We start from the raw sequence: 23,311 nt of genomic DNA, 5'->3' as shown, positions 1-23,311 counted from the left end.
GCTGCGATCGCCGCGCTGCGCTGTGGTCGCCATCTCGACAGGAGGAGACGACGATGCCGAACTACCTGATCGCGTTCAACAACGAGTGGGTTCCCCCGCAGACCGCAGAGCAGCTGCAGACGAAAAGCCGGGCATCGATGGCTGTGCTCGAAGAGATGAAGCAAGCGGGTGTGTTCGTCTTCGCCGACGGCGGTATCGACGCGTCGACGGCGCTGTTCAGTGTGGAGGTGGCCGACGGCGAGCCGGTGTTCACCGACGGTCCCTTCACCGAGACCGCAGAGCACCTCGGTGGCTTCACCGTGATCGACGTGCCCACCGACGAGGATGCACGTCACTGGGCCGGACGCCTGGCGATGAGCCTCGATTGGCCGCAGGAGGTCCACCGTTTTCCGAGCGGCGTCGTGGAGATCATCGACCGGCAGAGCACCGACGCGGAGTAACCGGTGAGGGCAACGACCGCGCCGCCCGTGAACGCTCGAACGCGCTCAGCCCCCGATGGCGTTCATCCCGCGCGCGGGCTGCAGGAACGACGGGTCGTTGATCGCGTGGCCGGGGAGCTTCCCCCGCACGCAGGCGTGCAGCGTTTGGGCGATGACACGCTGACGATCCTCAGAGGTGGCGGCCACCGGCATCCCGCGCACAGCGCTCGTGACGTCATATTCCGTCAGCGAGAAGAGACAGTTGCGGAACTGGCCGTCGGCGGTCAGGCGCAGTCGGTCGCACGCGCCGCAGAAGGGTGCGGTCACCGACGCGATGACACCGACCTCGTGCGGGCCGCCGTCGATCCGCCACTTCTCGGCGGGCGCGCCGCCGCGGCCGGGAACCGGCTCGAGCGTCCACCGCTCCGACAGCGCCTCGAGGATCTCCTCGCGCGTCACCATCGCGCTGCGATCCCACGTGTGTCCGGCATCCAGCGGCATCTGCTCGATGAACCGCAGCTGCGCCCCGACCTCCATCGCGAAGGCGACGAGGTCGGCGAGCTGGTCGTCGTTCACGCCGCGCATCGCGACGGCGTTCAGCTTCAGGGGCTTCAGATCGGATGCCGCGGCTGCCGCGATCCCTTCGAGCACGTCGTCGAGCCGGTCACGGCGCGTGAGCGCAGCGAACCGCTCCCGGTCGATCGTGTCGATGCTGATGTTCAGCCGCGTCAGCCCCGCAGCGATCAGATCGGGCAGCACCTCGGCGAGACGGATGCCGTTGGTCGTCATCGCGACCTCGACCGGTCCGTCGGGTCCCGAGATCGCGGCGACGCGGCGCACCACGTCGACGATGTCGGTGCGGAGCAGAGGCTCCCCGCCGGTGAGCCGGAAGGTCCGGATGCCGAGACTCGCCGCGACCTCCGCGATCTCGACGATCTCATCCGTCGTCAGGATGCTCGTGCGCGCCAGCCACTCGTTGCCCTGCTCCGGCATGCAATACGTGCAGCGCAGCGAGCACCGGTCGGTGAGTGAGATCCGAAGGTCGCGGTGGACGCGTCCGTGCGTATCGACGAGGCCGATCGCCGGGTCAGGAAGGGCGGCGGATCCGGACCGCACCTGCGGCGCACGGCCGAGTGGAATCGGGATGGCCGTCACCGGCTCGTCCGCTCTCGTCGCCTCATCTTCTGAGCCTAATCGGCGACGGCTAGGCCGGGGCGTGTGAGTCGCCCTCTGACAGGATGTAGCGATGACTGGACTGATCGCAGTTACGGGCGGCTCGAGGGGCATCGGAGCGGCAATCGTCGAACGGCTCGCCGCCGCGGGGAATGACGTCCTCATCGGATTCCGTCAAGACGAGGAGTCGGCGCGCGCCGTCGCCGAGCGAGTCCAGGCGGCAGGGCGCCGTGCCGAAACAGCTCACGTCGACGTCACGGATGCGGAGTCCGTAGACGCGTTCTTCCGAGCCGGAACGAGCCTCGGACCGCTGATTGGCATGGTTGCCTCTGCCGGCGCGGTCGGCGCGGTCGGTCGCTTGACCGATCTCGACCCGAAGCAGATCAAGCGTGACCTCGAGGTGAACCTCATGGGGACGATTCTGACTGCACGCGCGGCGATCCCACCCCTGTCCGAGACGGGAGGGGCGATGGTGCTCATCGGATCTGCGGCATCCACTCTCGGAAGCCCCGGGTCATACGTGCACTATGCCGCAGCGAAAGCAGGCGTCTCCGCACTCGCCAGCGGCCTGTCGAAAGAGCTCGCGAGCGCGGGAGTCCGCGTCAACTGCGTCGAGCCCGGAACGATCTGGACGGACTTCCACCAGGATCCACAACGGCCGGCGAAAGTCGCGCCGACCGTGCCGATGGGCCGCGCAGGCCGCCCCGACGAGATCGCAGGAGCTGTGGCCTGGCTGCTTTCTCCCGAGGCCGGATACACCACCGGCGCGACCCTTCGCGTGGCCGGAGGGCTCTAGCCCCGACGTGAGGCTCCCGGCGATCACCGCACCGCAGCCAGAACGAGCGGGTCGGTGCAGCCTCTCGCGAAGCCTTGGATGCGCCGGTCCATGTCGCGCTGCAGCACGAATGCGCCGATCCGTTCGGCGAGCGGTGCCAGCCACCGAGGGCGGCACGCGAAATTGTAGCGCCAGACGGCGAGGGTGCTGCCGGGGTCGTCTGCGACAGGCGTGAACTTCCATCCGCCGGCGAGACGTTCGAAGAACCAGGAGCCTTTCGTCATCTTCATCCCGACATTGGACGGCGGGTTGTAGGAGACGTACTCGCTCTCCATCCGGAAGCCGAAGCGCTGCACGGTGTAGGTCCGCACCCCCTTACCCGGGTTGGTCGCGCCGTCGACGAAATACTGACGGCGGATGAAGGGATCCCAGCGCTTGCGGGTCTCACCCGTGGCCTGAGACACCGCGAACGCGACCTCCACCGGGACCGGCACGACACAGCGGGACTCGATGACGGGCATGGACTCATCGTGGCAGGTTCGCCGGTCCTTCCCGTGCGACGTCGCGACCTCCTGCCAGGATGAGCGCATGAACACGCTCGCAGGGTCTCGATGGGTCGTCACCGGCGCTGCCGGCAACATCGGGGTCGCTCTCCGTCGCGAGCTCCGAGCAGCGGCCGTCGCGCTCGTCTCGACCGACGTGAGGTACGTCGAGCCCGTAGACCGGACCGGTGACCGCACCCTGGTCGCCGACCTGGCCGACCTCGCCGCGCTTGAGGAGATGTTCGCGGGCGCCGACGGCGTGATCCATCTGGGCGGGTTGTCCGACGAAGCCGACTTCCACGACCTCGCACAGGTGAACGTCGTCGGCACGTACCACGTGCTCGAAGCCGCTCGTCGGTCGGGTGTCCCCCGGGTCGTCTATGCGAGCAGCAACCGGGTCACCGGGATGTATCCCACCGACGCGCTCGTCGATCCGGACATGCCCCCTCGCCCTGACGGCTTCTACGGGGTCTCGAAGGTGGCGGGAGAGGCACTCTGCCGTCTCTACTCCGACAAATTCAGCCTCAGCACCATCGCGCTTCGGATCGGCAGCTACGAGAAAGAGCCCAGCAACCCGCGCGAGCGCTCGACGTGGCTGAGTCACCGCGACGCTATCGCCGCTGTCACCGCCGCGATGACGACCGACGAGCACCACGCCGTCTTCTACGCGGTGTCGGCGAATACGGAAGCCTGGTGGGACCGGGCCGCCGGCGAGCGGGTCGGCTTCCGCCCCACGGACGACGCCGCGGACTGGGACATCCCCGGTGACACCGTCGAGCCGCAGGGCGGGCCGTTCGCGACGGCGTCGTACTCGCTCGACCGCATGCGCGACTGACACCGCCTCACGCCACCGGCACGAACCGCACCCGCGACGGCTCGATGCGCAACCACACCGTCTCACCGGGCGACCACGGCGCAGCCGCGTCCGCGACGTCGACGACGCCCGCCGAGGTGTGCAGTCGCGTCCCCGCCACCGTCGGCTCCACGCGGACGACCACCGCCTGCCACGCGTTCACCCCCGCCCCACCTCCGATACGCGCATCGCCGGGCCTAAACACGGCGGCGAGCGCGATACCGTCTTCAGCGGCGAGCGCCGTCGACCCGGCATCCGCACTCACCAGCACCCGGCCCGCACCATCGGTCCATCCGCCGCGAGCAGAGACCCCCGGCATCCGATTCATGTCGGCAACCGACGCGACGAAGGCGGATGCCGGAGCTCCCAGCACCTGCCGCACCGGACCGCTCTGCACCACGGCACCCGCCTCCAGGACGAACAGCCGCCCCGCCAGCGCGACCGCGTCCCCGGCATCGTGGGTGACGGCGACCGTCGTCACCCCGACGAGCTGCTCGCGCAGCATCCCGCGGATGTCGGATGCCGTCACGGGATCGAGCGCGACGAGCGGCTCGTCGAGCAGCACCACCCGCGGCGAGGCCGCCAGCGCCCGCGCGATCGCGACGCGCTGCTGTTCTCCGCCCGACAGTTCGCGCGGCATGCGCGATCCCAACCCGCCCAGGCCGACGCGGTCGAGCCACGCCTCGGCGTCGGCGCGCGCCTGCGGGGCGGGTGCGCCGGTGGCGCGCGGCCCGAAGGCGACGTTCTCGCGCGCGCTCAGATGCGGGAAGAGCCGCGGATCCTGACCGAGCAACACGACCCCGCGTCGCATCGGCGGCGTGTGCACGCGGGGTGCGGCCACGCGCTCCACGGTCCGCCCGGCGACAGCGACCTCGCCGCCGTTCAGCGGCACGAGTCCGGCGAGCGCGTCGAGCAACGTCGACTTGCCGGCTCCGCTCGGACCCATGATGGCGACGGTCTCGCCCGCCGCCGCGTCGAGGGCGACATCCACGCGAAAGCGCGGCCGGTCGACGACGACGTGCGCCCGCAGCCCGCTCATCGTGCGGCCCCCGGTCGCCAGCCGCGCACCAGCATCAGGACGAGGATCGCGGTGGCGAGAAGCAGCAGGGCGAGCGCGACCGCGGTCCCCTGCTGCACGCCCGCGCCGTTGAAGGCCGTGTAGATCGCGAGCGGCATCGTCTGGGTCACGCCGGGGCGGTTGCCGGCGAACAGCGCCGTCGCACCGAACTCGCCTATCGCACGCGCGAAGCAGAGCACGACCCCGGCGACGATCCCGGGTCCTGCGAGCGGCAGGGTGATGCGCCGGAGGATCGTCCATCGTCCCGCTCCGAGGGCGGCGGCGGTCCGCTCGAAGTCCGCCCCTGTCGATCGGACGGCACCCTCGACGGCCAGGACGAGGAAGGGCAATGCCACGAACGTCTGCGCCACGACGACGGCCGGCGTCGTGAACGACAGCCCCCAGCCGCCGAGCCACCCTTGCCGACCGAACAGGTACAACAGCGCGATGCCGCCGACCATCGGGGGCAGCACGAGGGGGATGGTCACCGCCGCCCGCAGCACCGCTGCCAGGCGCGGACCCGATCTCGCGATCAGCAGGGCCAGCGGCACACCGATCACGACGCACACGGCGGTCGCGGCCAGCCCGGTGCCGAACGACAGCCCGAGGGCCTCCACGGCCGCGGGCGAGGTCACATCGGCGACGAACGTCGACCAGTCCACCCGGGCGATGAGCGCCAGCAGCGGGAGGATGAGGAAGGCGAGCCCGACGACCGCAGGCAACGCGAGGCTCCGCGGGACGTACCCGCGCCCCGCGCTCACGGGGCTCCGAAGCCGTGATCCGCGAGGATCTTCTGGCCGGCGTCGGAGCGCACGAACGCCACGAACACCGCGGCCGCGTCGGGATTCGCGGCATCCTTCAGCGCGGCGATCGGATACCGGTTGACGACGTCATCGGCCCCCTCGGGCACGACCGACGCGACGTCGCTTCGCCCGACCACGTCGGTCGCGTAGACGAGCCCCGCGTCAGCCTCACCCGCGGCCACCTTGGTCAGCACGGCCGTGACGTTCTGCTCGAGGCTCGCGGCGTCGACTGTCACGTTCGCAGCGCTCAGGAGCTTCGCGGATGCCGCTCCGCACGGCACCTCGGGAGCGCAGAGCACCGTGACGACCCGGGTCAGGTCGGCCAGCGTCTCGACCTTCTTCGGGTTCCCCACCGGCACAGCGATCACGAGCGTGTTGGACGCGAACACCGCGGGGTCGAGCGAGAACTCCGACACCTTCGCCATGGTGGCCTCGTCAGCCGACGCGAACACGTCCGCCGGCGCCCCCTCGGCGATCTGCGTCGCCAGCGTCGACGATCCGTCGTAGACGGGACTGATGGTCACCCCGGGATACTCCGCGGTGAACGCCTCGTCGATCTCGTCGAACGAACTCTCGAGGGATGCCGCGGCATAGACGGTCAGCGACCCTGTCACCGCCTCGCCCGACGACAACGGAGACGGCGCCGGTGCCGCGCACCCCGTCAGCAGGAGAGCGAGCGCACCGACAGCGAGCGGGCGGAACAGGGACCGTCGCATGTCACTCCCCCGCCAGCTCGACGACGACGTTCGTCGCCTTGACCGAGGCCCGAGCAAGGGTGCCGACCTCGAGCTCCAGCTCGCGCACCGCCTCGGCGGACAGGAGCGAGACCACGCGGTGCGGACCCGCCTGTATGTCGACCTGCGCCATGACGCCGTCGACCTGCACGCGCGTCACGATCCCGATGAAGCTGTTGCGCGCGCTGGAGCGATGCTCGTACCCGTCGCCGGGGTCGTTCGCCATCGAGACCGCGAAGGCGGCGAGGGCCTCGCCCGGGATCTCGGCGGGCACCGCGTCGGTGACCGGCAGCAGGTCCTGGTCGATCCAGCGCCGCACCGAATCGTCGCTCACCCCGAGCAGGCGGGCGGCTCGCGCCACACGGTAGGTCGTCATAGGTCGATCATGCCGCATGCGCGGGCTTATCGGCCCGTACGGATCCGCTTCTGCGGATCGAGCGTGCGCAACGAGTCCGATCCCGCGGCATCCCCGTCCGCGTAAACTCGGGTCATGCGCCCCCTGGTCGATCCCGTGCCCGAGTTGGATCCCGACGAGCGCAGGCGGACCGCGCGGCACACGGTGCTCAAGGGCATCGGCGACGAGGGGCAGCGTCGGCTCGCGAACACGCGCGTCGCCGTCGTCGGCGCCGGAGGCATCGGGTCCCCCGCGATCCTCGCTCTGGCAGCCGCGGGCGTCGGCGCCATCAGCGTGATCGACGACGACACGGTCGAGCTCCACAACCTGCAGCGCCAGATCGCGCACCGCATCGAGGACATCGGCGTCCACAAGACCGAGAGTGCCGTGCGCGCCGTCGCGGCGCTGTCACCCGTCACCGTCGTCACGCCGATCACAGCGCGCCTCGACGACCAGAACGCTCAGGACTTCTTCGCGGATGCCGACATCGTGATCGACACGAGCGATTCCTTCGCCACGCGTCGCGCGGTCGCGGCCGCCACCGAAGCGCTCGGACTCCCCCTCGTCTGGGGAGCCGTCCGCGAATGGCACGCGCAGATCACCGTGTTCTGGTCGCAGCCGTCCGAAGGCGATCCGGTCGTCCTGAACGATCTCTTCGCCGTCGGTACCGAGGGCGACCCGCCCACCTGCGCGCAGGTCGGCGTCCTCGGCGCCCTGTGCGTACAGGTCGGCGGCATCCTCGCTACCGAGGTCGTGAAGCTCGCGATCGGCGTCGGGTCGCCGCTGCTCGGGCGCATGCTCGTCCTCGACGCGCTCTCGAGCCGGCAGCACGAGATCCCGCTGCGATCGGCCGCGACCGCGGCGGCGAGCGCATGAGCGGACTCCGCAGCGTCGAGGAGCAGCTCGCGCGCGTGCTCGCCGCAGTCCGCACGCTCCCCACGGAGGCCATTCCCGTCGGCGAGGCAGCCGGACGCACACTCGCGGCGCCGGCCGTCGCCGCCCACGACATCCCCCTCTTCGACAACTCCGCGATGGACGGCTTCGCCGTGCGCGCCGCCGACGTGGCGTCGGCAGGGACGGGGCATCCCGTCTCGCTGCGTGTCGTCGCCGACCTTCCCGCCGGAGTGTCGGACGACCCCGCGCTGTCGGAAGGTGAGGCGGCCCGGATCATGACGGGATCGCCCGCACCCACCGACGCGGACGCCATCGTGCCGTTCGAGAGCACCGCGGGCGGGCTCGCCGACTCTCTCGATGTCGTCGAGGTACTCGAGGCTCCCGTGCCGGGCGCGTTCATCCGCCGCCGCGGCGCGGACCTGCGCGCCGGTGACGTCGTGGTCGCGGCCGGCGAGCGGATGGGACCGTTCCAGGTCGCCGCAGCCGTCGCCGCCGGCATCGGCGAGGTGACGGTCGCGCGTGCGCCGCGCGTCGCCGTCGTCTCGACCGGCAGCGAGCTGACCGGCCCGGGCGAACCTGTGCGCCGCGGGCTCATCCCCGACTCGAACGGACCGCTGCTCGCTCAGCTCGTCCCCCAGGCCGATGCCGACGTGGTGATGGTCGTGCGCGTCGCGGACGACGGTGCCGCCGTCGCGCAGGTCACCGCCGACGCGCGCGCCGCAGGTGCCGACGTCATCATCTTCACCGGCGGCGTGAGCGCCGGTGCCTACGAGCCCGTGCGCGCCGCGTTCGACGGGCACGGCGAGGTCGAATTCGCGAAGGTCTCGATGCAGCCCGGCAAACCGCAGGCCTTCGGAACGGTGGGAGACGGATGCCTCGTGTTCGGGCTTCCCGGAAACCCGGTCAGCGTCGCCGTGTCGTTCGAGGTGTTCGTGCGTCCCGCACTTTTGGCGCTGCAGGGGCGGTCGGTCATCCACCGCGCGCACCTGACGATGTCGGCCGCGGAGTCGTGGACCACCCCGCCCGGACGACGCCAGTACCTGCCGGCCGTGATCGATCTCGCGGCAGGCACCGTGCGCCCCGCGACGGCGGGCGGATCGGGCTCGCACCTGGCCGGCGGGCTGGCACAGGCATCCGCCTTCGCGATCGTCCCCGCCGAGATCGCGAGCGTCGCCGTGGGCGACCTCGTCGATGTCATGCTGGTCTGATGAGCTTCCCCCATCTCGATTCGGCCGGCCGCGCGCACATGGTCGACGTCACGGCGAAAGCCCCGACGGTCCGCACCGCCACGGCGCGCGGCTTCGTCCGGTGCAGCGCAGAGGTTGTCGCCGCCCTCCGCGACGGCACCGCCCCGAAGGGCGACGTGCTGGCTGTCGCTCGCATCGCCGGCATTCAGGCGGCGAAGTCGACCGCCACGCTGCTGCCCCTCGCGCACGTGATCGGTGTGCACCGCGCATCCGTCGAACTCGACATCACCAATGACGGCGTCGAGATCGAGGCGACCGTGGGAACCGCCGACCGCACGGGCGTCGAGATGGAGGCGATCACCGCCGTGTCCGTCACCGCCCTCGCCGTCGTCGACATGATCAAGGGCCTCGACCGCGCCGTCGTGATCGAGAACGTCCGCATCGTCGCGAAGTCCGGCGGCCGCTCGGGCGACTGGGTCCGGCCCGGCGAGGAGGACCCGTCATGACCCTCGTGCGCTACTTCGCGGCCGCCGCCGAGGCTGCCGGAACCGAGAGCGAGGAACGCCCCGAGGCGACCCTCGCCGAGCTCCGCACCGCGATCCTTGATGAGCACCCGCAGCTGTGGTTCGTGCTGCCCGACTGCGCCGTCCTCGTCGACGGCGTGCGCACGGACGGCGACGCCCCGCTCGCGGACGCGCGACTGATCGACGTGCTGCCGCCCTTCGCCGGCGGCTGAGCTCAGCCGCCGATGCCCTTCCAGGCCGTCGTGCCGTCGACTTCGAGCTGACGCTTCCAGACCGGCAGGTCGGTCTTGATCGTCTCGATGACGGCGCGGCACACCTCGAACGCCTCGGCACGGTGCTCCGACGCGACGGCGATCACGACCGCTGCGTCTCCGACCGCGAGATTGCCGACGCGGTGGCTCACCGCGACGACCGCATCCGAGGCCTCGCCGGCCTCCGCGGCGATCCGGTGCAGGGTTGACTCGGCGTCGGGGTGCGCGCTGTACTCCAGCCCGACGACGGTGGTGGCGGCATCCGGGTCGTTGTCGCGCACCCGCCCGACGAACGTGGTCACGGCACCGTACTTCGGGTCCTCGACCGCGCGCAGATGCGCATCGATGTCGAGGGCGGTCTCTTCGAGCCGGGCGATCCGAACGATGTTCACGAGTGGTCTCCGCCTCTCACCTGGTCGACCACGTGCGTGGCGACCGACACGATCAGGGGGATGCCGGAAACCACCGCACGCGGCGATCCCGGCAGGTTGACGACGAGCGCTCCCTCGGGGTCGACGACGCCCGCGACGCCGCGGGAGATCACCGACAGCGCGGTGTCGGCGAGGCCGACGCGGCGGAGCTCCTCGGCTATGCCCGGGAGCGGCCGGGTCACGACGCGCTCGGTGCCCTCGGGCGTCTGATCGCGCGGGCCGACTCCCGTGCCGCCGGTGGTCACGATGAGGCGCGCCCCGCCGGCGAGAGCGCCGCGCAGGGCGGACTCGACCGAGTCGGCACCGTCGGGGACGACCTCGAGGCCCGCCACGTCGATGCCCGCGTCCGCGAGCAGCTGCACCGCGAGCGGGCCGCCACGGTCCTCACGCTCGCCCGATGCCGAGCGGTCGGAGACCGTGATCACGACGGAGCGAAAGGAGGTCACGTGCTCACCCTAGGCCGTCGAGAACAGCGCCGTGCGTCACGAGACGGTGACGAGCGAGCGCTGCCACCCCGACGATCCGTTCGGGGCGATCGCGGCGCGCTCCTCAATCTGCATGTCGCCGTTCTTGTTGATCGCGCGGACCGCCACGTAGTGCGTACCGGGCTCGGCATCCCACTCGAGGACCCACTGCACCCAGGTGTCCTTGTTGATGGGGTTGGAGAGTTTCGCCGGCATCCACTCGCCGTTGTCGATGCTGACCTCGACGCGTTCGATCCCCACGGTCTGCGCCCACGCGACGCCGGCGATCGGGACCTTGCCCGCCTTCACCGGGCTGCCGCTCTTCGGGGTGTCGACGCGCGACGAGAACTTGATGGGTGCCTCGGCGCTGTACCCGCGCGGAGTCCAGTAGGCCTCGTCCTTTGCGAACGTCGTGATCTTGAGCTCGGTGACCCACTTGGTCGCCGAGACGTATCCGTAGAGGCCGGGGATGACCATGCGGACGGGGAAGCCGTGCTCAGGCGGGAGCGGTTCGCCGTTCATCGCGACGGCGAGGATCGCGTCGAGGTTCTCGTCGGTGCCGGCCGAGAGCGGTGTGCTCGCGGTGTAGCCGTCGACGCTGGTCGAGAGGATCATGTCGGCCCCGTCTTTGGGGCCCGCCATCTTCAGCACCTCGCGGAGGGGCACACCCTGCCAGATCGCGTTGCCGACCAGGTTGCCGCCGACCTCGTTCGAGACGCACGTGAGGGTGATGGCGTACTCGTCGAGGCCCATGTCGAGCAGGTCCTGGAAGCTGAGCTCCACGCGCTGGTCGACCATGCCGTCGACGACCAGGCGCCAGGTCGCGGGGTCGACGTTGGGAACCGTGAGCGCCGTGTCGACGCGGTAGAAGTCGGCGTTCGGGGTGATGAGCGGGCTGATCCCCTTCACGTCGAGCTCTGCACCCGACGGGATCGTCACCTTCGTTTTCGGGGCGGGCAGCTTGAGCGCCCGACGGATGGCGTCGGCCGACGCCGTGGCGGCGCTTGCGGCGCGGGCCGCGATGCCGACGACAGCTGCGGATGCCGCGGCGATGCCCGCCATCACGAGGAAGCGTCGGCGGTCGAGGCCGTCGTCGCGCGTCTCTGCTTCTGACGAGTGCGCGTCCCGCCAGGCGCGGAGCCGGCGACCGAGCAGGAAGAGGATCGCGCCGCCGGCGAGCGTTCCGAGGAGCGGCGGCAGGAACGCGAGTGCGGTGGCCTCGGCGCGGGTGATGATCGCTGCGCCCGATAGGATGCCGGCGACGACGAGCGCGATCACGCCGAGCGGGGGCCGGACGTATTCGAGGATGCCGGCGATGGCAGATGCGATGACGACGGCGAGGCCGAGCCCTGCGAGGAGCGCGATCTTGTCGTATTCGCCGAACGTGGAGATCGCGAACTCCTTGAGCGGCCGCGGGACGATGTCGATCACGAACGCGCCGACCGCGAGGATCGGGCTGGCCGTTCGCGCGAAGATCAGCGCAGCCAGCTCGGCGACCGCGAGGAAAACCCCGCCTCCGACCAGGCCCGAGAGGGCGGCCCAGAAGTAGAACCGCTTGCCTGTGGTGTGAGTGCTCATGTCATCCCTTCCGAGCTTGTTCGTAGCGAACACCGATTCGGATGCACCGGGCTGCGGCGATGACATGCGTGACGGGCTTGCGCGTCCCACTCTGCCGCAGACGGCGGCAGGAATCTGCCTCTTGCGGATGCGGGACGGATGACCTTCACCCCGCGAACGGCCAGGCCACCGTAAGCCGAAGCGGCTCGTCGTCGCGCGGCGAGTTGTGCCAGATCTCCCGCGGCGGGCCGATGGGGGTACGCCCGGCATCCATCAGCCAGGCGTGCACCTCGTCGTAGAGCGCGAGGATCTCGGGGAAGTCGGTCTCGCGGCCCTCGGCGTGGCGAAGGGCGACCTGGCCGCCCGTCATCCGATAGCTGCGGACGTCCTCGTCGCCGTCGATCAGCCCGTCGACGGGCAGCACGATCTCGAGCGGACCGTTCGAGTCGTCGGTGACAGGCGCGTGGAAGACCCCGAAGGCATCCCCCGTCACCTGCAGGCCCGCACCTTCGGCCATCTGGCGCAGGTGGTGGACCTCGTCGTGGATGACCTGGTCCATCTCGTGAGGCGCCATGCGTCGCATCACGCTCAGGACCGGGCGATCGCCCTCGATGGCAGTCTCGACAGCGGACATCTGGGTCTCCTTCGTGAGATGAAGCCGCGCCCGAGCGAGCACGACATGGTGAGCCTGCGTCCGACGATCCATCGCTGCCGTCGCCTCGTCGAGCAGGGCGACAGCGGCATCCGGATCCTCCTCGGCGAGATCGACGATCGCCGCGATCTGGTCCAGCGACAGGTCGGCCGAGCGCAGGAGCGCGATCAGCCACCCCGTCTGAACCTGGTCGGACGAGTAGTAGCGGTACCCGGTCTCGGCATCCACCCGGCGCGGCGCGAGCAATCCGCGCTCCGCGTAGATCCGGAGCGCCTTCGCCGACAGCAACGTCGACGCGCCGAACCGGCCGGCGGTCATCCACTCGTCGTCTCGTGCAATCACAGGTTCACTCTCAGCCCTGCCCCAAGGGCGAGGTCAAGCGCCCTTTCGATACTCGGAGCATGGCACGGGGTCGGTGCGATGCGCACGGGTAACGTGGGGTCGCGGCGACCCAGCCGCACGGTACCGCGCGGGGGGCGTAGGACATGCAGACGGACGAACGACGCGTCGCACGAGACCGGCTCACACGGCTGCTCCTCGTCGGCGCAGCACTGATCGCGGTCGTCGCGATCGTCTACATCGCCGGCCGCGAGCTCGGCTTCCTCGCGCGCTGGTGGCTGTTCAGCGGCGCGCTCGCCTTTCCCGGGTTCGTCTTCGCCGGGATGCTCGTCGGTTCCCTGATCCTGACATTCGTCGCGCTGATCTTTCGGCGACGCGGCAGAGCCGCGGTGCTCGGCACCGGCGGTGTGAGCCTCGGCCTTCTCGTCGCGCTCCTCGTGGTGGCGGTGTCGATGCCCGCCACCGTCGCATCCGACGCCGTCCCGGCTCGCCAGGACGGTCAGCTGCGAGTGCTGGGCTGGAACGTCCTCCAAGGAGCGGAGGATGCGGCATCCCGCGCGGCCCTCATCGGTGCACTCCATCCCGACATCGTCGTCCTCAGCGAGCTCTATCAGGGCAACCTCCTCCGGGACGGCGAAGTACCACCGGGGTACGTGAGCTACGGCGTGCGCGGCATCGCAGTGACTGTGCTCGTCGCAGACGACCTGCCGCGCTACCGGGTCGCCGACGCGGACGAATCGGGCCGCACGTCCGGCTTCGTCCTCGCTCCCGAGGTCGACGGTGCTGCGCCGCGCATCGTCGCCGCGCACCTCGTCGCCCTCAGCTTCCGCGGCGATTCCTCGGGGCGGGATTTCGGGCTCGACTGGATCGCCTCGCACTGCAACTCCCCCGACACGATCGTCGCCGGCGACCTCAACGCCGTCCCCGCGAACATGCCCGGCGGCCGGCTCGGCTCGTGTCGCACGGTCGGGACCTTCGCGCCGACCTGGCCGTCGATGGTCCCGCCGCTGTTCGGCGCCGCGATCGACAACGTCCTGACAACATCGGAGTGGGATGCCGCCAGAGTCTCCACGCTCGACATCGCCGGCATCGCGACCGATCACCGGCCCATCGTCGCGGACCTCGTCCGCCGCTGACCCCTCACACGGGCATAGCCTCGAACGGTGCCCGATCTCGACATCCTCCGCTACGCCGCCTTCACGACTCACCCCGAGGGCGGCAACCCCGCGGGGGTCGTCCTCGACGCGTCCACCCTCGAGGACGCGGCGATGCAGCGGATCGCCGCCGACATCGACTTCTCCGAGACCGCGTTCATCACGGGCATCGACGCCGACGGCGCCCTGACGATCCGCTACTTCTCCCCCATCGCCGAGGTGCCGTTCTGCGGACACGCGACGATCGCCACCGCGGTCGCGCTCGCCGACGCCGGTCGCGCCGGCACGGGCGTGATCCGGTTCGCGACGCCCGTGGGCATCGTCGAGATCCAGGTCAGTACGGATGCCGCGGGCACACGCGCCTCGTTCACGAGCGTCGAACCGTCCGTGTCGCCGCTCGCCGCGGACGACCTCGCGGCGATCCTCCACGAGGTCGGGCTCGACCCGGCATCCCTCGATGCGGACCTGCCGCCTCGCATCGCACACGCGGGCAACCCGCATCCGGTCATCGTCGTCGCCGGCCGCGATGCTTTCGACGGCTTCACGTTCGACGCGGAGCGCGTGCGAGCGCTCATGGATAACCAGGGCTGGCCCGCGACGATCACGATCGCCCACCGCGTGGCGCCGAGCCGGTTCGTCGCTCGCAATCTCTTCCCCGTTGGGCGCATCACCGAGGATCCGGCGACCGGGTCGGCGGCGGCCTCGTTCGGCGCGTACCTGCGATCGCTCGGTGCGGTCGCACCGCCGCACGAGTCGTCATCGAGCAGGGTGCACACGTCGGCCGACCCGGCGAACTGACCGTGGACATCCCCCCGGCGGGCGGCATCGTCGTCTCTGGAACCGCCGTTCGCATCGACGCCTAGACCACGGAGCGGCGGAGCAGCCGCAAGACCTCAGCAGGTCGCTCGACGGCCGCGAAGTGACCGGCGTCCGGCAGGACCGTCTCGGCGAAGTCGGCGACCAGAACTGACAGTCCTCGTGCGTCATCCCGGCCGACGAACACGTCGCGCGCGCCGCGGACCGACCGCACCGGGCAGCGGATGCCGCGCCACGCCGACTCGTCGTAGGCGGCTGCCGCCCGCGACGCGGCCACGAACGATCCCGGCCGTATCTCGTCGGCGAGCGCGTGGACCACCGAGCGGTCGATCCGGCGCGGCCGCGCGAACAGCGGCGCGCTCAAGAGCCGAAGCAGACCAGTCCGGTCGAGTCCTCGCAGCAGCGGTGACGCCGCGTCGCCGAGACCCCGGAGGACGCGCATGGCCAGGAGCATTCCCGCGAAGCCGGGCAGGCGGAAACCCCCACGCAGCGGTCGTCGCACGGCGTCGAGGACCGCGGGTCCGGACGGCGAGACGAGGAACACCGACTCGGTGCGATCGGGGAAGCGCGCGGCCAGGTCGAGGGCGAGCGCACCGCCGAGCGAGTGCCCGAGGACGTTCCATCGGGCGTATCCGAGGCGCATGACGACATCGTGGATCGCTTCGCTGAGCTCCCCGACATCGATTCCGGCCTGAGGGAACGGGCTCTCCCCCCACCCGGGCAGGTCCACGGCGACGACGTCCGGCAACGGATCGCCGGAGCGGACTGCGGCTCGCAGCAGCGGGGTCCAGGTGGTCCACGATCCCGCTGCGCCGTGCAACAGGACCGTTGCGACCGGGCCGATGGCGGCACTCGCGCGCGCGACGACCGCGCCGAGGCCGGTGCAGACTTCGACGCGCCGCAGCCCGAGGGCGCCGGCATCCGTCTCGAGCCGAGGGCGCCCGAGGGGCGCGCTGGGCTGCCGAGTGATCGTCACGAACCTTGTTCGGCACCGACGGCGCGTCGGATCGAATCGACGGTCACCGCCGCGCGGCCCGCGCCGGAGCCCTCAGCCGATGCGCGTGCGGAGCGCCTCGGCATCCGTCTCGCCGTCGACGAGCACGGCGCGCGCGAGGTCGCGGGCGTCCTCCACGTTCCAGAGCAGCACACCGACGGGCGCACCGGATTCGTCGCGGTAGTAGACGACCGTGCGGTCCTCGTCGAGGTCGACGACGAGCGGATCCTTCTCGGGATCGAGCGTGCCGACGGCCTCCCATCGCACTCCGAAGACAGCCGAGTAGAAGTACGGGGTGTGGGTATACGGCAGCCGCTCCCCCGCCATCGACCGGCCAACAGCCACGCCCTGTTCGTTCGCGTTGTCGACGTGCTCGACGCGCGTGCGTCCGAGGATCGGGTCGGGGTACGAAGCGATGTCGCCGGCTGCCCAGATCGACTCGTCGCTGGTGATGAGGTTCTCGTCGACGATCACGCCCTCGTCGACCTCGAGCCCCGCCTGCTCGGCGAGATCGGTGACGGGATCGACGCCCAGCCCCAGCACGACCATGTCGGCGGGACGTTCCTCGCCGCTCTCGAGGACGACGTGCAGGCGGTTGCCCGCGGTCCGGACCTCCTCCACCCGCGCACCCGGGACGAGTTCGACGCCGCCGTCGCGGAAGAGCTGCTCGTATCGCTTCGCGAGCGCGGGCGGGAACGTGCCGTCGCCGAGCACCTCGGACGGGAACACGAGTTCCGTCTCGACACCGTTCTGCACGAGCGCCGCGGCGATCTCGGCGCCGATGTAGCCGCCGCCGATGACGACCGCGCGGCCGCCGTTCGCCGCGAGGTCGCGGAGGCGCCGGTAGTCTTCGGCGGACCGGAAGAACAGGATGCGGTCATCGTCGGGCACCGGGATCTCGCGGGGCTTCGAGCCGGTCGCGAGCAGCAGTCGCCGGTAACCGAGGTCGTTGCCGTCGCCGATCGACACGGTCTTCGCCTCGCGATTGATCCCGGTCACGAGCGTCTCGAGGCGGATCTCGGCACCGGTCTCGTCGGTGCCCAGCGGAACCTGATCCCACGTGAAGTCCGGGTCGGTCCACAGCTTCTTCGACAGCGCCGGACGCGTGTACGGTGGGTCGACGTCTGCGCTGAGGATGCCGATCGTGCCGTCGGGGTCCAGTTCGCGGATGCCGCGGGCCGCCGCATCCGCCACCATTCCGCCACCGACGATCAGATAGTCGTACGTCCGCATCACACGCTCCGTTCGTATCGTTTCGGCCACCGTATGCGGCTGCGCTGAGGCGATGCGCGGGGTTGCGGGATGCGGCCGCGGCCGTTAGATCGGGAGGATCGTGTGCCTTCGGAACCCCTGGATGTTGTCCGCTCAGTAGATGAGCGATTTCTCATCTCGAGCATGTTCGTAACGTGTGATCTCCGGGGTTTTGGGGGTCGTGATGTCGGAGGTCGGTGCGAGAGTGCAGGTATGACAGGAGCGATGGGAACCCCCGATGGTGAGGCGTATCTCGCCGCCATCGCGGGCATCGTCGCGGACGTCGAGAACGTGGGAATCGAGTTGGCGCGCGTGCAGATCCGGGAGCTCCGCGTGCTCGCCGCCGCGGGACGGCTCGCAGACGTGCAGACCGCACCTCGGAACGCGAGAGTCCAGGTGCACGACATGGTCCTACGCTCGATCGCCGCCGAGGTCGGCGGGGTGATGCGGATCACCGACCGGACCGTGCAACGCCGCATCGGGGAAGCCCGGCTGATCATCGAAGGGTTCCCCGCGGCGGTGGCGGCGTGGGAGGCGGGGCGGATCGTGCGTGGGCATGTCATGGCGATCGTGGACGCCGGTGCGAACCTGCCCGGAGAACTGTGGGCGGAGTTCGAGACCATCGCGATCGAACGCTGCGACGGTCAGACACCGAACCGGGTTCGAGGTGAGCTCGAGATCCTCGCCCACCGGATGCACCCACGATCCTTCGCCGAACGACACGAAGAGGCTGCGGCGGGGCGGTGCGTGCGGTTGATTCCGGGGCGGGACGGGATGTCGGATCTGATCGCCACGCTGCCGACGGTGATCGCGGAGGGGATCCACGACCGGCTCACTCAGCAGGCACGAGCGATCGTCGACACGCGGGAGGAGCGCTCGTCTGGGGCGAACGCCGATGTGGTCGCGACCGACGCTCGCACGACAGATCAGGTCCGCGCCGACGTGTTGGCGGACCTGCTGCTCGCCGGAACACCCGCGCTCGACGACACCGGCGACACCACCGCCGGCCCGCTCGGCGCGATCCGGGCACGGGTGCAGGTCCTCGTCCCGGCCGCGACACTCACCGGGGCAGACGACGGACCGTGCGACCTCGCCGGACGCTCCCCCATCGATCCCGCCACCGCGCGGACACTCGCCGGCGGCACCGGGGTTTGGGAGCGCCTCTTCCACGAACCCACTACCGGGGTCACCATCGCGACCGACTCATACCGGGTCCCGTCCGGCACGCGACGGTTCCTGCAAGCGCGCGACCAGCACTGCCGGTTCCCCGGATGCCGCGTCGCCGCGATCCGCTGCGAAGTCGACCACACCCACGACCATGCGCTCGGCGGCAAGACCGAACTCTCGAACCTCGCCCACCTGTGCCAACGGCATCACTCGATGAAGCAGTTCACCGCCTGGAGAGTCCGACAACTGAAGGGTGGCGTCCTGGAATGGACCTCACCCCTTGGCAGAACGTATCGCGAAGACGCACCCACCCCGGCCGTCGCCTTCACCCCTGCCACCACCACACCCGGATCCCCTGCACCCTTCTGAAGCTCGCCGCCGCGCCCACGAACACGCAGACACGCAGACACGCAGACACGCAGACATGCAGGCACGTAGGCACGTGGGCGCGCAGGAAGGCACGCAAGCCTGGCGAATCGAGACCGGACGGAACGCATAAATGACGCGCGGGCCGACGTGCCCGTGCGATCGAACACCGTGCCCCTTCGACAGGCCAGCACCCACCGAGCAACGGCGCCTACTCGGGCCCCTTCAGCGCATCCGCTTTGTCACGCAGGACGCGGCGCTGCACATCGTTCGTCGACAGCTCTGCGGCTCGAATCAGTTCCGCCCAAGCCGCATCCTTCCGGCCCAACCGCGCCAGCAGTTCGCCCCGCACGCTGGGAAGCACGTGCGACCCCTGCAGAGCACCCAACCGGTCCAGCTCATCGACGATCGTCAGCGCCTCCGCCGGACCGACCGCCATCGATACCGCCGCGGCGCGGTTCAGCTCGACCATCGGGCTCGGCGCCACCCGACCCAGCATCTCGTACAGCACCACGATGCGCTCCCAATCCGTCTCGTCGACGCTCGCCGCCACCGCATGGCACTGCGCGATCGCAGCCTGCAACGCGTACGGACCACGGCCCCGGCCCTGCGCGGCGGCCGCGGCATCCGCTCGTCGCAACTCGTCGGTTGCTCGCGCGATCTGGCTGTGATCCCACCGGGTCCGGTCCTGGTCGCCGAGCAGCACCGGCGCACCTTCCCGGGTCTCGCGCGCGGCGAACCGCGCCCGCTGGAAGTCCATCAGCGCCAACAGCCCGAGCACTTCGGGTTCCCGCGGCAGCAGCCCCGCCACGACCCGCCCCAATCGGATCGCCTCGTCGGCGAGGTCCGGCCGTACCCAGCGCTCCCCCGAGGTCGCCGCGTAACCCTCCGTGAAGACCATGTAGACGACGCTCAACACGGCGCCCAGCCTGCCCGGCCACTCCGACGGGTCCGGCGTCTCAAATGGGATGCCACCGGCCGCCAACGTCTTCTTCGCCCGGGTGATCCGCGCCTGCACCGCCGGTACGGTCGCCAGCAGCATCCGCGCGATGTCCTCCGTCGTGAGCCCCGCGACCACGCGCAGCGTCAACGCGACCTGCGATTCCCGTGACAGGGAGGGATGGCACGCAGTGAACACGAGCCGCAGCATGTCATCGGCGATCGGCACCCACTCCGCCTCGACCACGTCGGTCAGCTCGTGCGCGATCCCGGCGTACCGGTCGTCCAGCGCCGTCCGCCGCCGCCACACGTCGATCACCCGGCGCTTCGCCACGGCCGTAAGCCACGCGCCCGGATTCCCCGGCATCCCGTCGCGCGGCCACGCCGACAGGGCCTCGACCAGCGCCTCCTGAGCGACGTCCTCGGCGAGCGCGAGGTCGCGCGTCACCTTGGCGAGGGATGCCACGATCCGCATCCCCTCGATCCGCCAGACCGCCTCGATCTCGCGCCGGACGTCGCTCATCGACTCACGCGCCCTGCTGCTCGCGCCAGCCCTTCTCCTTCTCGATGTACTCGTTGTCCGCGAAGTCCGTGAAGTCGGACTCGTCGGTCACCCGACGCACCTCGAGCTTGCTCCCCGGCGTCAGCGGCGCACGCTTGGCCCACTCCACGGCCTCTTCGGCGGTCGCCGTCTGCACGATCCAGAATCCGTTGAAGAGCTCGTGGACCTCGCCGTACGGGCCGTCACTGACCACCGGCGTCTCACCGTCGAAGTCGATGACGTAACCCGGCTCGGGCGCGAGGCCGTCGCCACCGACGAGAACGCCCGCGGTCATCATCGACTCGTTGTACGCGCCCATCGCGTTGATGACCGCCTCGAAGTCGGTCTCGGCGAACTTCTCCGCCGCAGCCTGCGTGCTCCGCATGATCAGCATGTGCTTCATGGTCATCTCCTGACTTCCGGGGGCCGTGTCTCGTCCCTCTCACTATCGCGTCGAACGAGCGTGACCGGAATCGACACCCGGACGGAAAAGAATCTCAGGCGGGCTCTGCCAGCACGGACGGACGCGGCTCGATGACCGCGGCGACGATCGCCTCGATCGCGAACTCGGACGCGCGTCCCAGATCGACCGCCGCCGGGTCGAGCAGCCACTGCACCTGCAGTCCGTCCATCACGGCGAGGATCGCGGCCGACCCATGCGCGATCGAGCCGGGATCGGTGATGTCCCGTTCCGCGCACACGCGCTCGAACGCCTCGCGCAGGTCCTTACGCAGCACGGTGTACCGGTGTTCGAAGTACTGCCGTCCCGGATGGTCGTCCGTGACCGATTCCGCCGACAGCACGGCGTACGCCTGCACGATCCCGGCACGCTGCATGTTCATGATCGCCGTGTGCACCAGGTGGCGGAACAGCTCCATCCCACCCGGGATTCGACCGCCGTCCAGATCGACGACGTCCGTCTGATCCCGGTGCTCGAGCACATCGAGCAGCAGTTGATCCTTCGAACCGAAGTGATGAAGGATGCCGGCGTGCGTCATCCCGACCTGCTCGGCGATGTCCTGCAGGGTGCCGTTCGCGAAGCCCTTGGATCCGAAGATCTCCTGCGCCGCGTCGAGGATCTCTCGACGACGGACGAGGGTCGCCGGACGCGACTTCGTCTGGTGTCGGCTATCGACCATGATCTGCCTTCTTCCCCAGATGCGGATGAGATTTTACGCGGATCGCGTCGTCCGCATCACTGGAGGGTTGTGAACTTACTTACTTGATTGTAAGTTTTCCCATGCAATCACACTCAGCGCCGAGTGGCACTCCTTCGGAGGTCTTTTCGCGGCGCCGGGACCACAGATGAAGGAGAAGCAATGAGGCTGAAGACCTCCCTCGCCGCCGCCGGTCTCACCGCGGCACTCATCCTCACCGGCTGCGCCGCCGGTGGGGGCACCGACACCTCCAGCGGCAACGGCTCTGGGGCGGCGCTCACGATCGCGAAGCCCGACGGCGCGATCACCACCGAATCCCACAACCCGTACCTCGGCGACTCGGCCGGCTCGCGCTACGGCTACTCGAAGGTCATCTTCGAACCCCTCGCGCTCGTCAACCCCACCGGCGACCTCGGCACCACCCCGTGGCTCGCCGAGAAGGTCGAGTGGAACGACGACTACACGCAGCTCACCGTCACGCCCCGCAGCGGCGTCAAGTGGAGCGACGGCGAGGACTTCACCGCCGACGACGTGGTCTTCACGTTCAACCAGTACCTCAGCGGAAAGCTGACCGACACCGGCGCGCTCGGCGTCACCGACGTCAAGGCCGACGGCGACACGGTCGTGCTGACCTTCTCGAGCTCGAAGTTCACCTCGCAGGGCCGCGTCCTGCACACCCCGATCGTCCCGGAGCACATCTGGAAGGACATCGAGGACCCGAACACCGACCCGCTCACCGACGAGGGCAAGCTCGTCGGCACCGGCCCGTACGTCATGTCGAACTGGTCGACCGAGTCGGTCTCGCTCAAGGCGAACCCCGACTATTGGGGCGGCGACCTCGCCGTTCCGCAGCTGAACTACGTCTCCTACGGCGACAACGCCGCCCTCACGACGGCCCTCGCCACGGGAGATGCGGACTGGGCGCAGGCCTTCATCCCGCAGGTCCAGCAGAGCTACCTCGACGCAGACCCCGACAACGTGTTCCTGGTCTCGCCCACCCCGGGTGCCGGCACGCTCTTCATGAACCTGCAGAAGAAGCCGTTCAACGACCCGGCGCTGCGCGAGGCGCTCGCGTGGACCATCGACCGCGAGGCCTACGTCGACATCGCCCGCGAAGGCGCGAGCGAGGCGATCTGGAACAAGACCGGCCTGAGCTCCGTGCTCCAGGACGAGATCATCGACGAGTACAAGGACGACAACTACTCGGTCGACGTCGACAAGGCCAAGGACATCCTCACCGACGCGGGTTACACCTGGAACAGCGGAAAGCTGACCGACCCCGACGGTGAGGCCGTCGAGTTCTCGGTGTCGGTGCCCGCCGGCTGGAGCGACTGGAACACCGAGCAGCAGCTCATCTCCGAGGAGCTCGACAAGGCGCTCGGCATCAAGGTGAACGTCGACCAGCCCGACTTCGGCGGCTGGGACGCCGGCAAGCAGGAGGGCAACTTCGACGCGATCATCCACTGGCTCGAGGACACCGGCAACGCGTACGGCCTGTACACGTCGACGATGGACCCCAAGTGGATCGTCGACGACAAGGCTTCCTTCAACTTCGGTCGCTTCGACGATCCGAAGGTGACCGAGGCGCTGAACACCTACGCCAACGCGGCATCCGACGACGAGCGCGCCGAGGCCGGTGCCGTTCTGCAGAAGGCGTTCGTCGAGAACGTCCCCGCCATCCCGCTGGGCGCACACCCGCTGCTCGGCGAGTTCAACACCCGCAACTACGTCGGCTGGCCCTCGGAGGACGACCAGTACGCCGCGGGCGACCCGACGCAGGCCGGCGTCGTTCAGATTCTCGCGAAGCTGAAGCCCAAGGAGTAATCCGACCGACAGTGGGGCGGATGCCGCAAGGCCCGCGGCATCCGCCCCACCAC

At 69.9% G+C, this 23,311-nt stretch carries 26 protein-coding genes; 11 read left to right on the top strand and 15 right to left on the bottom strand.

Going from position 1 to position 23,311, the window contains the following annotated elements; translation table 11 throughout:
- Window positions 1-53 precede the first annotated feature (53 nt).
- On the top strand, window positions 54-440 hold the full coding sequence (locus ACIQLK_RS06765) for a YciI family protein (RefSeq protein ID WP_400363632.1): 387 nt from the start codon (window positions 54-56) through the stop codon (window positions 438-440).
- A 45-nt stretch (window positions 441-485) separates the two neighbouring features.
- Here the strand turns inward: ACIQLK_RS06765 and moaA are convergent, their stop codons facing one another.
- On the bottom strand, window positions 486-1,574 hold the full coding sequence (gene moaA, locus ACIQLK_RS06760; RefSeq protein ID WP_400363631.1) for a GTP 3',8-cyclase MoaA: 1,089 nt from the start codon (window positions 1,572-1,574) through the stop codon (window positions 486-488).
- A 91-nt stretch (window positions 1,575-1,665) separates the two neighbouring features.
- Between moaA and ACIQLK_RS06755 the strand changes: the two genes are divergently transcribed.
- Window positions 1,666-2,388 (top strand): SDR family NAD(P)-dependent oxidoreductase, encoded by a 723-nt coding sequence (locus tag ACIQLK_RS06755; RefSeq protein ID WP_400363630.1) that lies wholly within the window; start codon window positions 1,666-1,668, stop codon window positions 2,386-2,388.
- 23 nt (window positions 2,389-2,411) lie between these two features.
- Here ACIQLK_RS06755 and ACIQLK_RS06750 read toward each other — a convergent pair whose 3' ends face one another.
- Window positions 2,412-2,888 carry an SRPBCC family protein gene (locus ACIQLK_RS06750; protein WP_400363629.1) on the bottom strand — a complete coding sequence of 159 codons (477 nt, stop codon included), beginning with the start codon at window positions 2,886-2,888 and terminating at the stop codon, window positions 2,412-2,414.
- Between the two features lie 67 nt (window positions 2,889-2,955).
- Between ACIQLK_RS06750 and ACIQLK_RS06745 the strand changes: the two genes are divergently transcribed.
- Window positions 2,956-3,744 (top strand): NAD-dependent epimerase/dehydratase family protein, encoded by a 789-nt coding sequence (locus tag ACIQLK_RS06745; RefSeq protein ID WP_400363628.1) that lies wholly within the window; start codon window positions 2,956-2,958, stop codon window positions 3,742-3,744.
- 7 nt (window positions 3,745-3,751) lie between these two features.
- Here ACIQLK_RS06745 and ACIQLK_RS06740 read toward each other — a convergent pair whose 3' ends face one another.
- The 4 genes from ACIQLK_RS06740 to ACIQLK_RS06725 are packed head-to-tail and all read right to left on the bottom strand — an operon-like array spanning window position 3,752 to window position 6,732.
- Entirely contained in the window at window positions 3,752-4,801 is a 1,050-nt protein-coding gene (locus ACIQLK_RS06740) for an ABC transporter ATP-binding protein (RefSeq protein WP_400363627.1), read from the bottom strand.
- On the bottom strand, window positions 4,798-5,580 hold the full coding sequence (gene modB, locus ACIQLK_RS06735) for a molybdate ABC transporter permease subunit (RefSeq protein WP_400363625.1): 783 nt from the start codon (window positions 5,578-5,580) through the stop codon (window positions 4,798-4,800). Before modB ends, ACIQLK_RS06740 begins: the two co-directional genes overlap by 4 nt.
- The gene (modA, locus tag ACIQLK_RS06730) at window positions 5,577-6,338 is read right to left on the bottom strand and encodes a molybdate ABC transporter substrate-binding protein (RefSeq protein WP_400363623.1); all 762 of its coding nucleotides are present in this window, start codon (window positions 6,336-6,338) and stop codon (window positions 5,577-5,579) included. Before modA ends, modB begins: the two co-directional genes overlap by 4 nt.
- Before the next feature lies 1 nt (window position 6,339).
- Complete coding sequence (locus tag ACIQLK_RS06725) at window positions 6,340-6,732, bottom strand: molybdopterin-binding protein (RefSeq protein WP_400363621.1); 393 nt, start codon at window positions 6,730-6,732, stop codon at window positions 6,340-6,342.
- 114 nt (window positions 6,733-6,846) lie between these two features.
- On the opposite strand from ACIQLK_RS06725, the gene ACIQLK_RS06720 reads away from it, so the two are divergent.
- From ACIQLK_RS06720 to ACIQLK_RS06705, 4 genes are read left to right on the top strand one after another with little or no spacing between them, the layout of a single operon-like run.
- Window positions 6,847-7,626, top strand: a complete 780-nt coding sequence (locus ACIQLK_RS06720; RefSeq protein ID WP_400363620.1) for a HesA/MoeB/ThiF family protein — start codon at window positions 6,847-6,849, stop codon at window positions 7,624-7,626.
- Complete coding sequence (gene glp / locus ACIQLK_RS06715) at window positions 7,623-8,852, top strand: gephyrin-like molybdotransferase Glp (RefSeq protein WP_400363619.1); 1,230 nt, start codon at window positions 7,623-7,625, stop codon at window positions 8,850-8,852. The genes ACIQLK_RS06720 and glp overlap by 4 nt, the downstream gene beginning before the upstream one ends.
- Window positions 8,852-9,337, top strand: a complete 486-nt coding sequence (moaC, locus tag ACIQLK_RS06710) for a cyclic pyranopterin monophosphate synthase MoaC (protein ID WP_400363618.1) — start codon at window positions 8,852-8,854, stop codon at window positions 9,335-9,337. The genes glp and moaC overlap by 1 nt, the downstream gene beginning before the upstream one ends.
- Window positions 9,334-9,567: a MoaD/ThiS family protein gene (locus ACIQLK_RS06705; protein WP_400363617.1), complete on the top strand. Its 234-nt coding sequence runs from the start codon at window positions 9,334-9,336 to the stop codon at window positions 9,565-9,567. The genes moaC and ACIQLK_RS06705 overlap by 4 nt, the downstream gene beginning before the upstream one ends.
- Before the next feature lie 2 nt (window positions 9,568-9,569).
- On the opposite strand, the gene ACIQLK_RS06700 is transcribed toward ACIQLK_RS06705, so the two are convergent.
- From ACIQLK_RS06700 to ACIQLK_RS06685, 4 genes are all read right to left on the bottom strand, one after another.
- A complete protein-coding gene (locus tag ACIQLK_RS06700; protein ID WP_400363615.1) occupies window positions 9,570-9,998 on the bottom strand; it encodes a molybdenum cofactor biosynthesis protein MoaE in 429 nt (142 codons plus the stop codon).
- Window positions 9,995-10,483 carry a molybdenum cofactor biosynthesis protein B gene (locus ACIQLK_RS06695; RefSeq protein ID WP_400363613.1) on the bottom strand — a complete coding sequence of 163 codons (489 nt, stop codon included), beginning with the start codon at window positions 10,481-10,483 and terminating at the stop codon, window positions 9,995-9,997. Before ACIQLK_RS06695 ends, ACIQLK_RS06700 begins: the two co-directional genes overlap by 4 nt.
- A 36-nt stretch (window positions 10,484-10,519) precedes the next feature.
- Window positions 10,520-12,079, bottom strand: coding sequence for a molybdopterin-dependent oxidoreductase (locus ACIQLK_RS06690; RefSeq protein WP_400363612.1), 1,560 nt, complete (start codon window positions 12,077-12,079; stop codon window positions 10,520-10,522).
- 145 nt (window positions 12,080-12,224) lie between these two features.
- A complete protein-coding gene (locus ACIQLK_RS06685) occupies window positions 12,225-13,052 on the bottom strand; it encodes a MerR family transcriptional regulator (protein WP_400363610.1) in 828 nt (275 codons plus the stop codon).
- 143 nt (window positions 13,053-13,195) lie between these two features.
- On the opposite strand from ACIQLK_RS06685, the gene ACIQLK_RS06680 reads away from it, so the two are divergent.
- Window positions 13,196-14,185, top strand: a complete 990-nt coding sequence (locus ACIQLK_RS06680; RefSeq protein WP_400363608.1) for an endonuclease/exonuclease/phosphatase family protein — start codon at window positions 13,196-13,198, stop codon at window positions 14,183-14,185.
- A 27-nt stretch (window positions 14,186-14,212) separates the two neighbouring features.
- Complete coding sequence (locus tag ACIQLK_RS06675; protein WP_400363606.1) at window positions 14,213-15,001, top strand: PhzF family phenazine biosynthesis protein; 789 nt, start codon at window positions 14,213-14,215, stop codon at window positions 14,999-15,001.
- A gap of 61 nt (window positions 15,002-15,062) precedes the next feature.
- Here the strand turns inward: ACIQLK_RS06675 and ACIQLK_RS06670 are convergent, their stop codons facing one another.
- Both ACIQLK_RS06670 and ACIQLK_RS06665 read right to left on the bottom strand, forming a co-directional pair.
- On the bottom strand, window positions 15,063-15,995 hold the full coding sequence (locus tag ACIQLK_RS06670) for an alpha/beta fold hydrolase (protein ID WP_400363605.1): 933 nt from the start codon (window positions 15,993-15,995) through the stop codon (window positions 15,063-15,065).
- A 72-nt stretch (window positions 15,996-16,067) separates the two neighbouring features.
- On the bottom strand, window positions 16,068-17,246 hold the full coding sequence (locus ACIQLK_RS06665) for an NAD(P)/FAD-dependent oxidoreductase (protein WP_400363604.1): 1,179 nt from the start codon (window positions 17,244-17,246) through the stop codon (window positions 16,068-16,070).
- A 231-nt stretch (window positions 17,247-17,477) separates the two neighbouring features.
- On the opposite strand from ACIQLK_RS06665, the gene ACIQLK_RS06660 reads away from it, so the two are divergent.
- Complete coding sequence (locus ACIQLK_RS06660; RefSeq protein ID WP_400363603.1) at window positions 17,478-18,800, top strand: DUF222 domain-containing protein; 1,323 nt, start codon at window positions 17,478-17,480, stop codon at window positions 18,798-18,800.
- A 208-nt stretch (window positions 18,801-19,008) separates the two neighbouring features.
- Here ACIQLK_RS06660 and ACIQLK_RS06655 read toward each other — a convergent pair whose 3' ends face one another.
- The 3 genes from ACIQLK_RS06655 to ACIQLK_RS06645 form a co-directional block, all read right to left on the bottom strand.
- The gene (locus ACIQLK_RS06655) at window positions 19,009-20,259 is read right to left on the bottom strand and encodes an RNA polymerase sigma factor (protein ID WP_400363601.1); all 1,251 of its coding nucleotides are present in this window, start codon (window positions 20,257-20,259) and stop codon (window positions 19,009-19,011) included.
- A 4-nt stretch (window positions 20,260-20,263) separates the two neighbouring features.
- On the bottom strand, window positions 20,264-20,680 hold the full coding sequence (locus ACIQLK_RS06650; protein WP_400363599.1) for a YciI family protein: 417 nt from the start codon (window positions 20,678-20,680) through the stop codon (window positions 20,264-20,266).
- A 94-nt stretch (window positions 20,681-20,774) separates the two neighbouring features.
- Window positions 20,775-21,416, bottom strand: coding sequence for a TetR/AcrR family transcriptional regulator (locus tag ACIQLK_RS06645; protein WP_400363597.1), 642 nt, complete (start codon window positions 21,414-21,416; stop codon window positions 20,775-20,777).
- A gap of 180 nt (window positions 21,417-21,596) precedes the next feature.
- Between ACIQLK_RS06645 and ACIQLK_RS06640 the strand changes: the two genes are divergently transcribed.
- Window positions 21,597-23,258, top strand: a complete 1,662-nt coding sequence (locus ACIQLK_RS06640) for an ABC transporter substrate-binding protein (RefSeq protein ID WP_400363596.1) — start codon at window positions 21,597-21,599, stop codon at window positions 23,256-23,258.
- The last annotated feature ends 53 nt before the right edge of the window (window positions 23,259-23,311 follow it).

Source organism: Microbacterium sp. NPDC091382, from assembly GCF_044757025.1.
Classification (GTDB): domain Bacteria; phylum Actinomycetota; class Actinomycetes; order Actinomycetales; family Microbacteriaceae; genus Microbacterium.
Note: the sequence above shows the minus strand (reverse complement) of the source record. Positions and strands in the feature narration are given on the sequence as shown.

Excerpts from the sequence above, each read along its gene's own strand:
- ACIQLK_RS06765 (WP_400363632.1), top strand. The coding sequence starts at position 54 with ATGCCGAACTACCTGATCGCGTTCAACAACGAGTGGGTTCCCCCGCAG.
- ACIQLK_RS06755 (WP_400363630.1), top strand. The coding sequence starts at position 1,666 with ATGACTGGACTGATCGCAGTTACGGGCGGCTCGAGGGGCATCGGAGCG.
- ACIQLK_RS06750 (WP_400363629.1), bottom strand. The coding sequence starts at position 2,888 with ATGCCCGTCATCGAGTCCCGCTGTGTCGTGCCGGTCCCGGTGGAGGTC.
- ACIQLK_RS06745 (WP_400363628.1), top strand. The coding sequence starts at position 2,956 with ATGAACACGCTCGCAGGGTCTCGATGGGTCGTCACCGGCGCTGCCGGC.
- ACIQLK_RS06740 (WP_400363627.1), bottom strand. The coding sequence starts at position 4,801 with ATGAGCGGGCTGCGGGCGCACGTCGTCGTCGACCGGCCGCGCTTTCGC.
- modA (WP_400363623.1), bottom strand. The coding sequence starts at position 6,338 with ATGCGACGGTCCCTGTTCCGCCCGCTCGCTGTCGGTGCGCTCGCTCTC.
- ACIQLK_RS06725 (WP_400363621.1), bottom strand. The coding sequence starts at position 6,732 with ATGACGACCTACCGTGTGGCGCGAGCCGCCCGCCTGCTCGGGGTGAGC.
- ACIQLK_RS06720 (WP_400363620.1), top strand. The coding sequence starts at position 6,847 with ATGCGCCCCCTGGTCGATCCCGTGCCCGAGTTGGATCCCGACGAGCGC.
- glp (WP_400363619.1), top strand. The coding sequence starts at position 7,623 with ATGAGCGGACTCCGCAGCGTCGAGGAGCAGCTCGCGCGCGTGCTCGCC.
- moaC (WP_400363618.1), top strand. The coding sequence starts at position 8,852 with ATGAGCTTCCCCCATCTCGATTCGGCCGGCCGCGCGCACATGGTCGAC.
- ACIQLK_RS06705 (WP_400363617.1), top strand. The coding sequence starts at position 9,334 with ATGACCCTCGTGCGCTACTTCGCGGCCGCCGCCGAGGCTGCCGGAACC.
- ACIQLK_RS06690 (WP_400363612.1), bottom strand. The coding sequence starts at position 12,079 with ATGAGCACTCACACCACAGGCAAGCGGTTCTACTTCTGGGCCGCCCTC.
- ACIQLK_RS06680 (WP_400363608.1), top strand. The coding sequence starts at position 13,196 with ATGCAGACGGACGAACGACGCGTCGCACGAGACCGGCTCACACGGCTG.
- ACIQLK_RS06665 (WP_400363604.1), bottom strand. The coding sequence starts at position 17,246 with ATGCGGACGTACGACTATCTGATCGTCGGTGGCGGAATGGTGGCGGAT.
- ACIQLK_RS06660 (WP_400363603.1), top strand. The coding sequence starts at position 17,478 with ATGACAGGAGCGATGGGAACCCCCGATGGTGAGGCGTATCTCGCCGCC.
- ACIQLK_RS06655 (WP_400363601.1), bottom strand. The coding sequence starts at position 20,259 with ATGAGCGACGTCCGGCGCGAGATCGAGGCGGTCTGGCGGATCGAGGGG.
- ACIQLK_RS06650 (WP_400363599.1), bottom strand. The coding sequence starts at position 20,680 with ATGAAGCACATGCTGATCATGCGGAGCACGCAGGCTGCGGCGGAGAAG.
- ACIQLK_RS06645 (WP_400363597.1), bottom strand. The coding sequence starts at position 21,416 with ATGGTCGATAGCCGACACCAGACGAAGTCGCGTCCGGCGACCCTCGTC.
- ACIQLK_RS06640 (WP_400363596.1), top strand. The coding sequence starts at position 21,597 with ATGAGGCTGAAGACCTCCCTCGCCGCCGCCGGTCTCACCGCGGCACTC.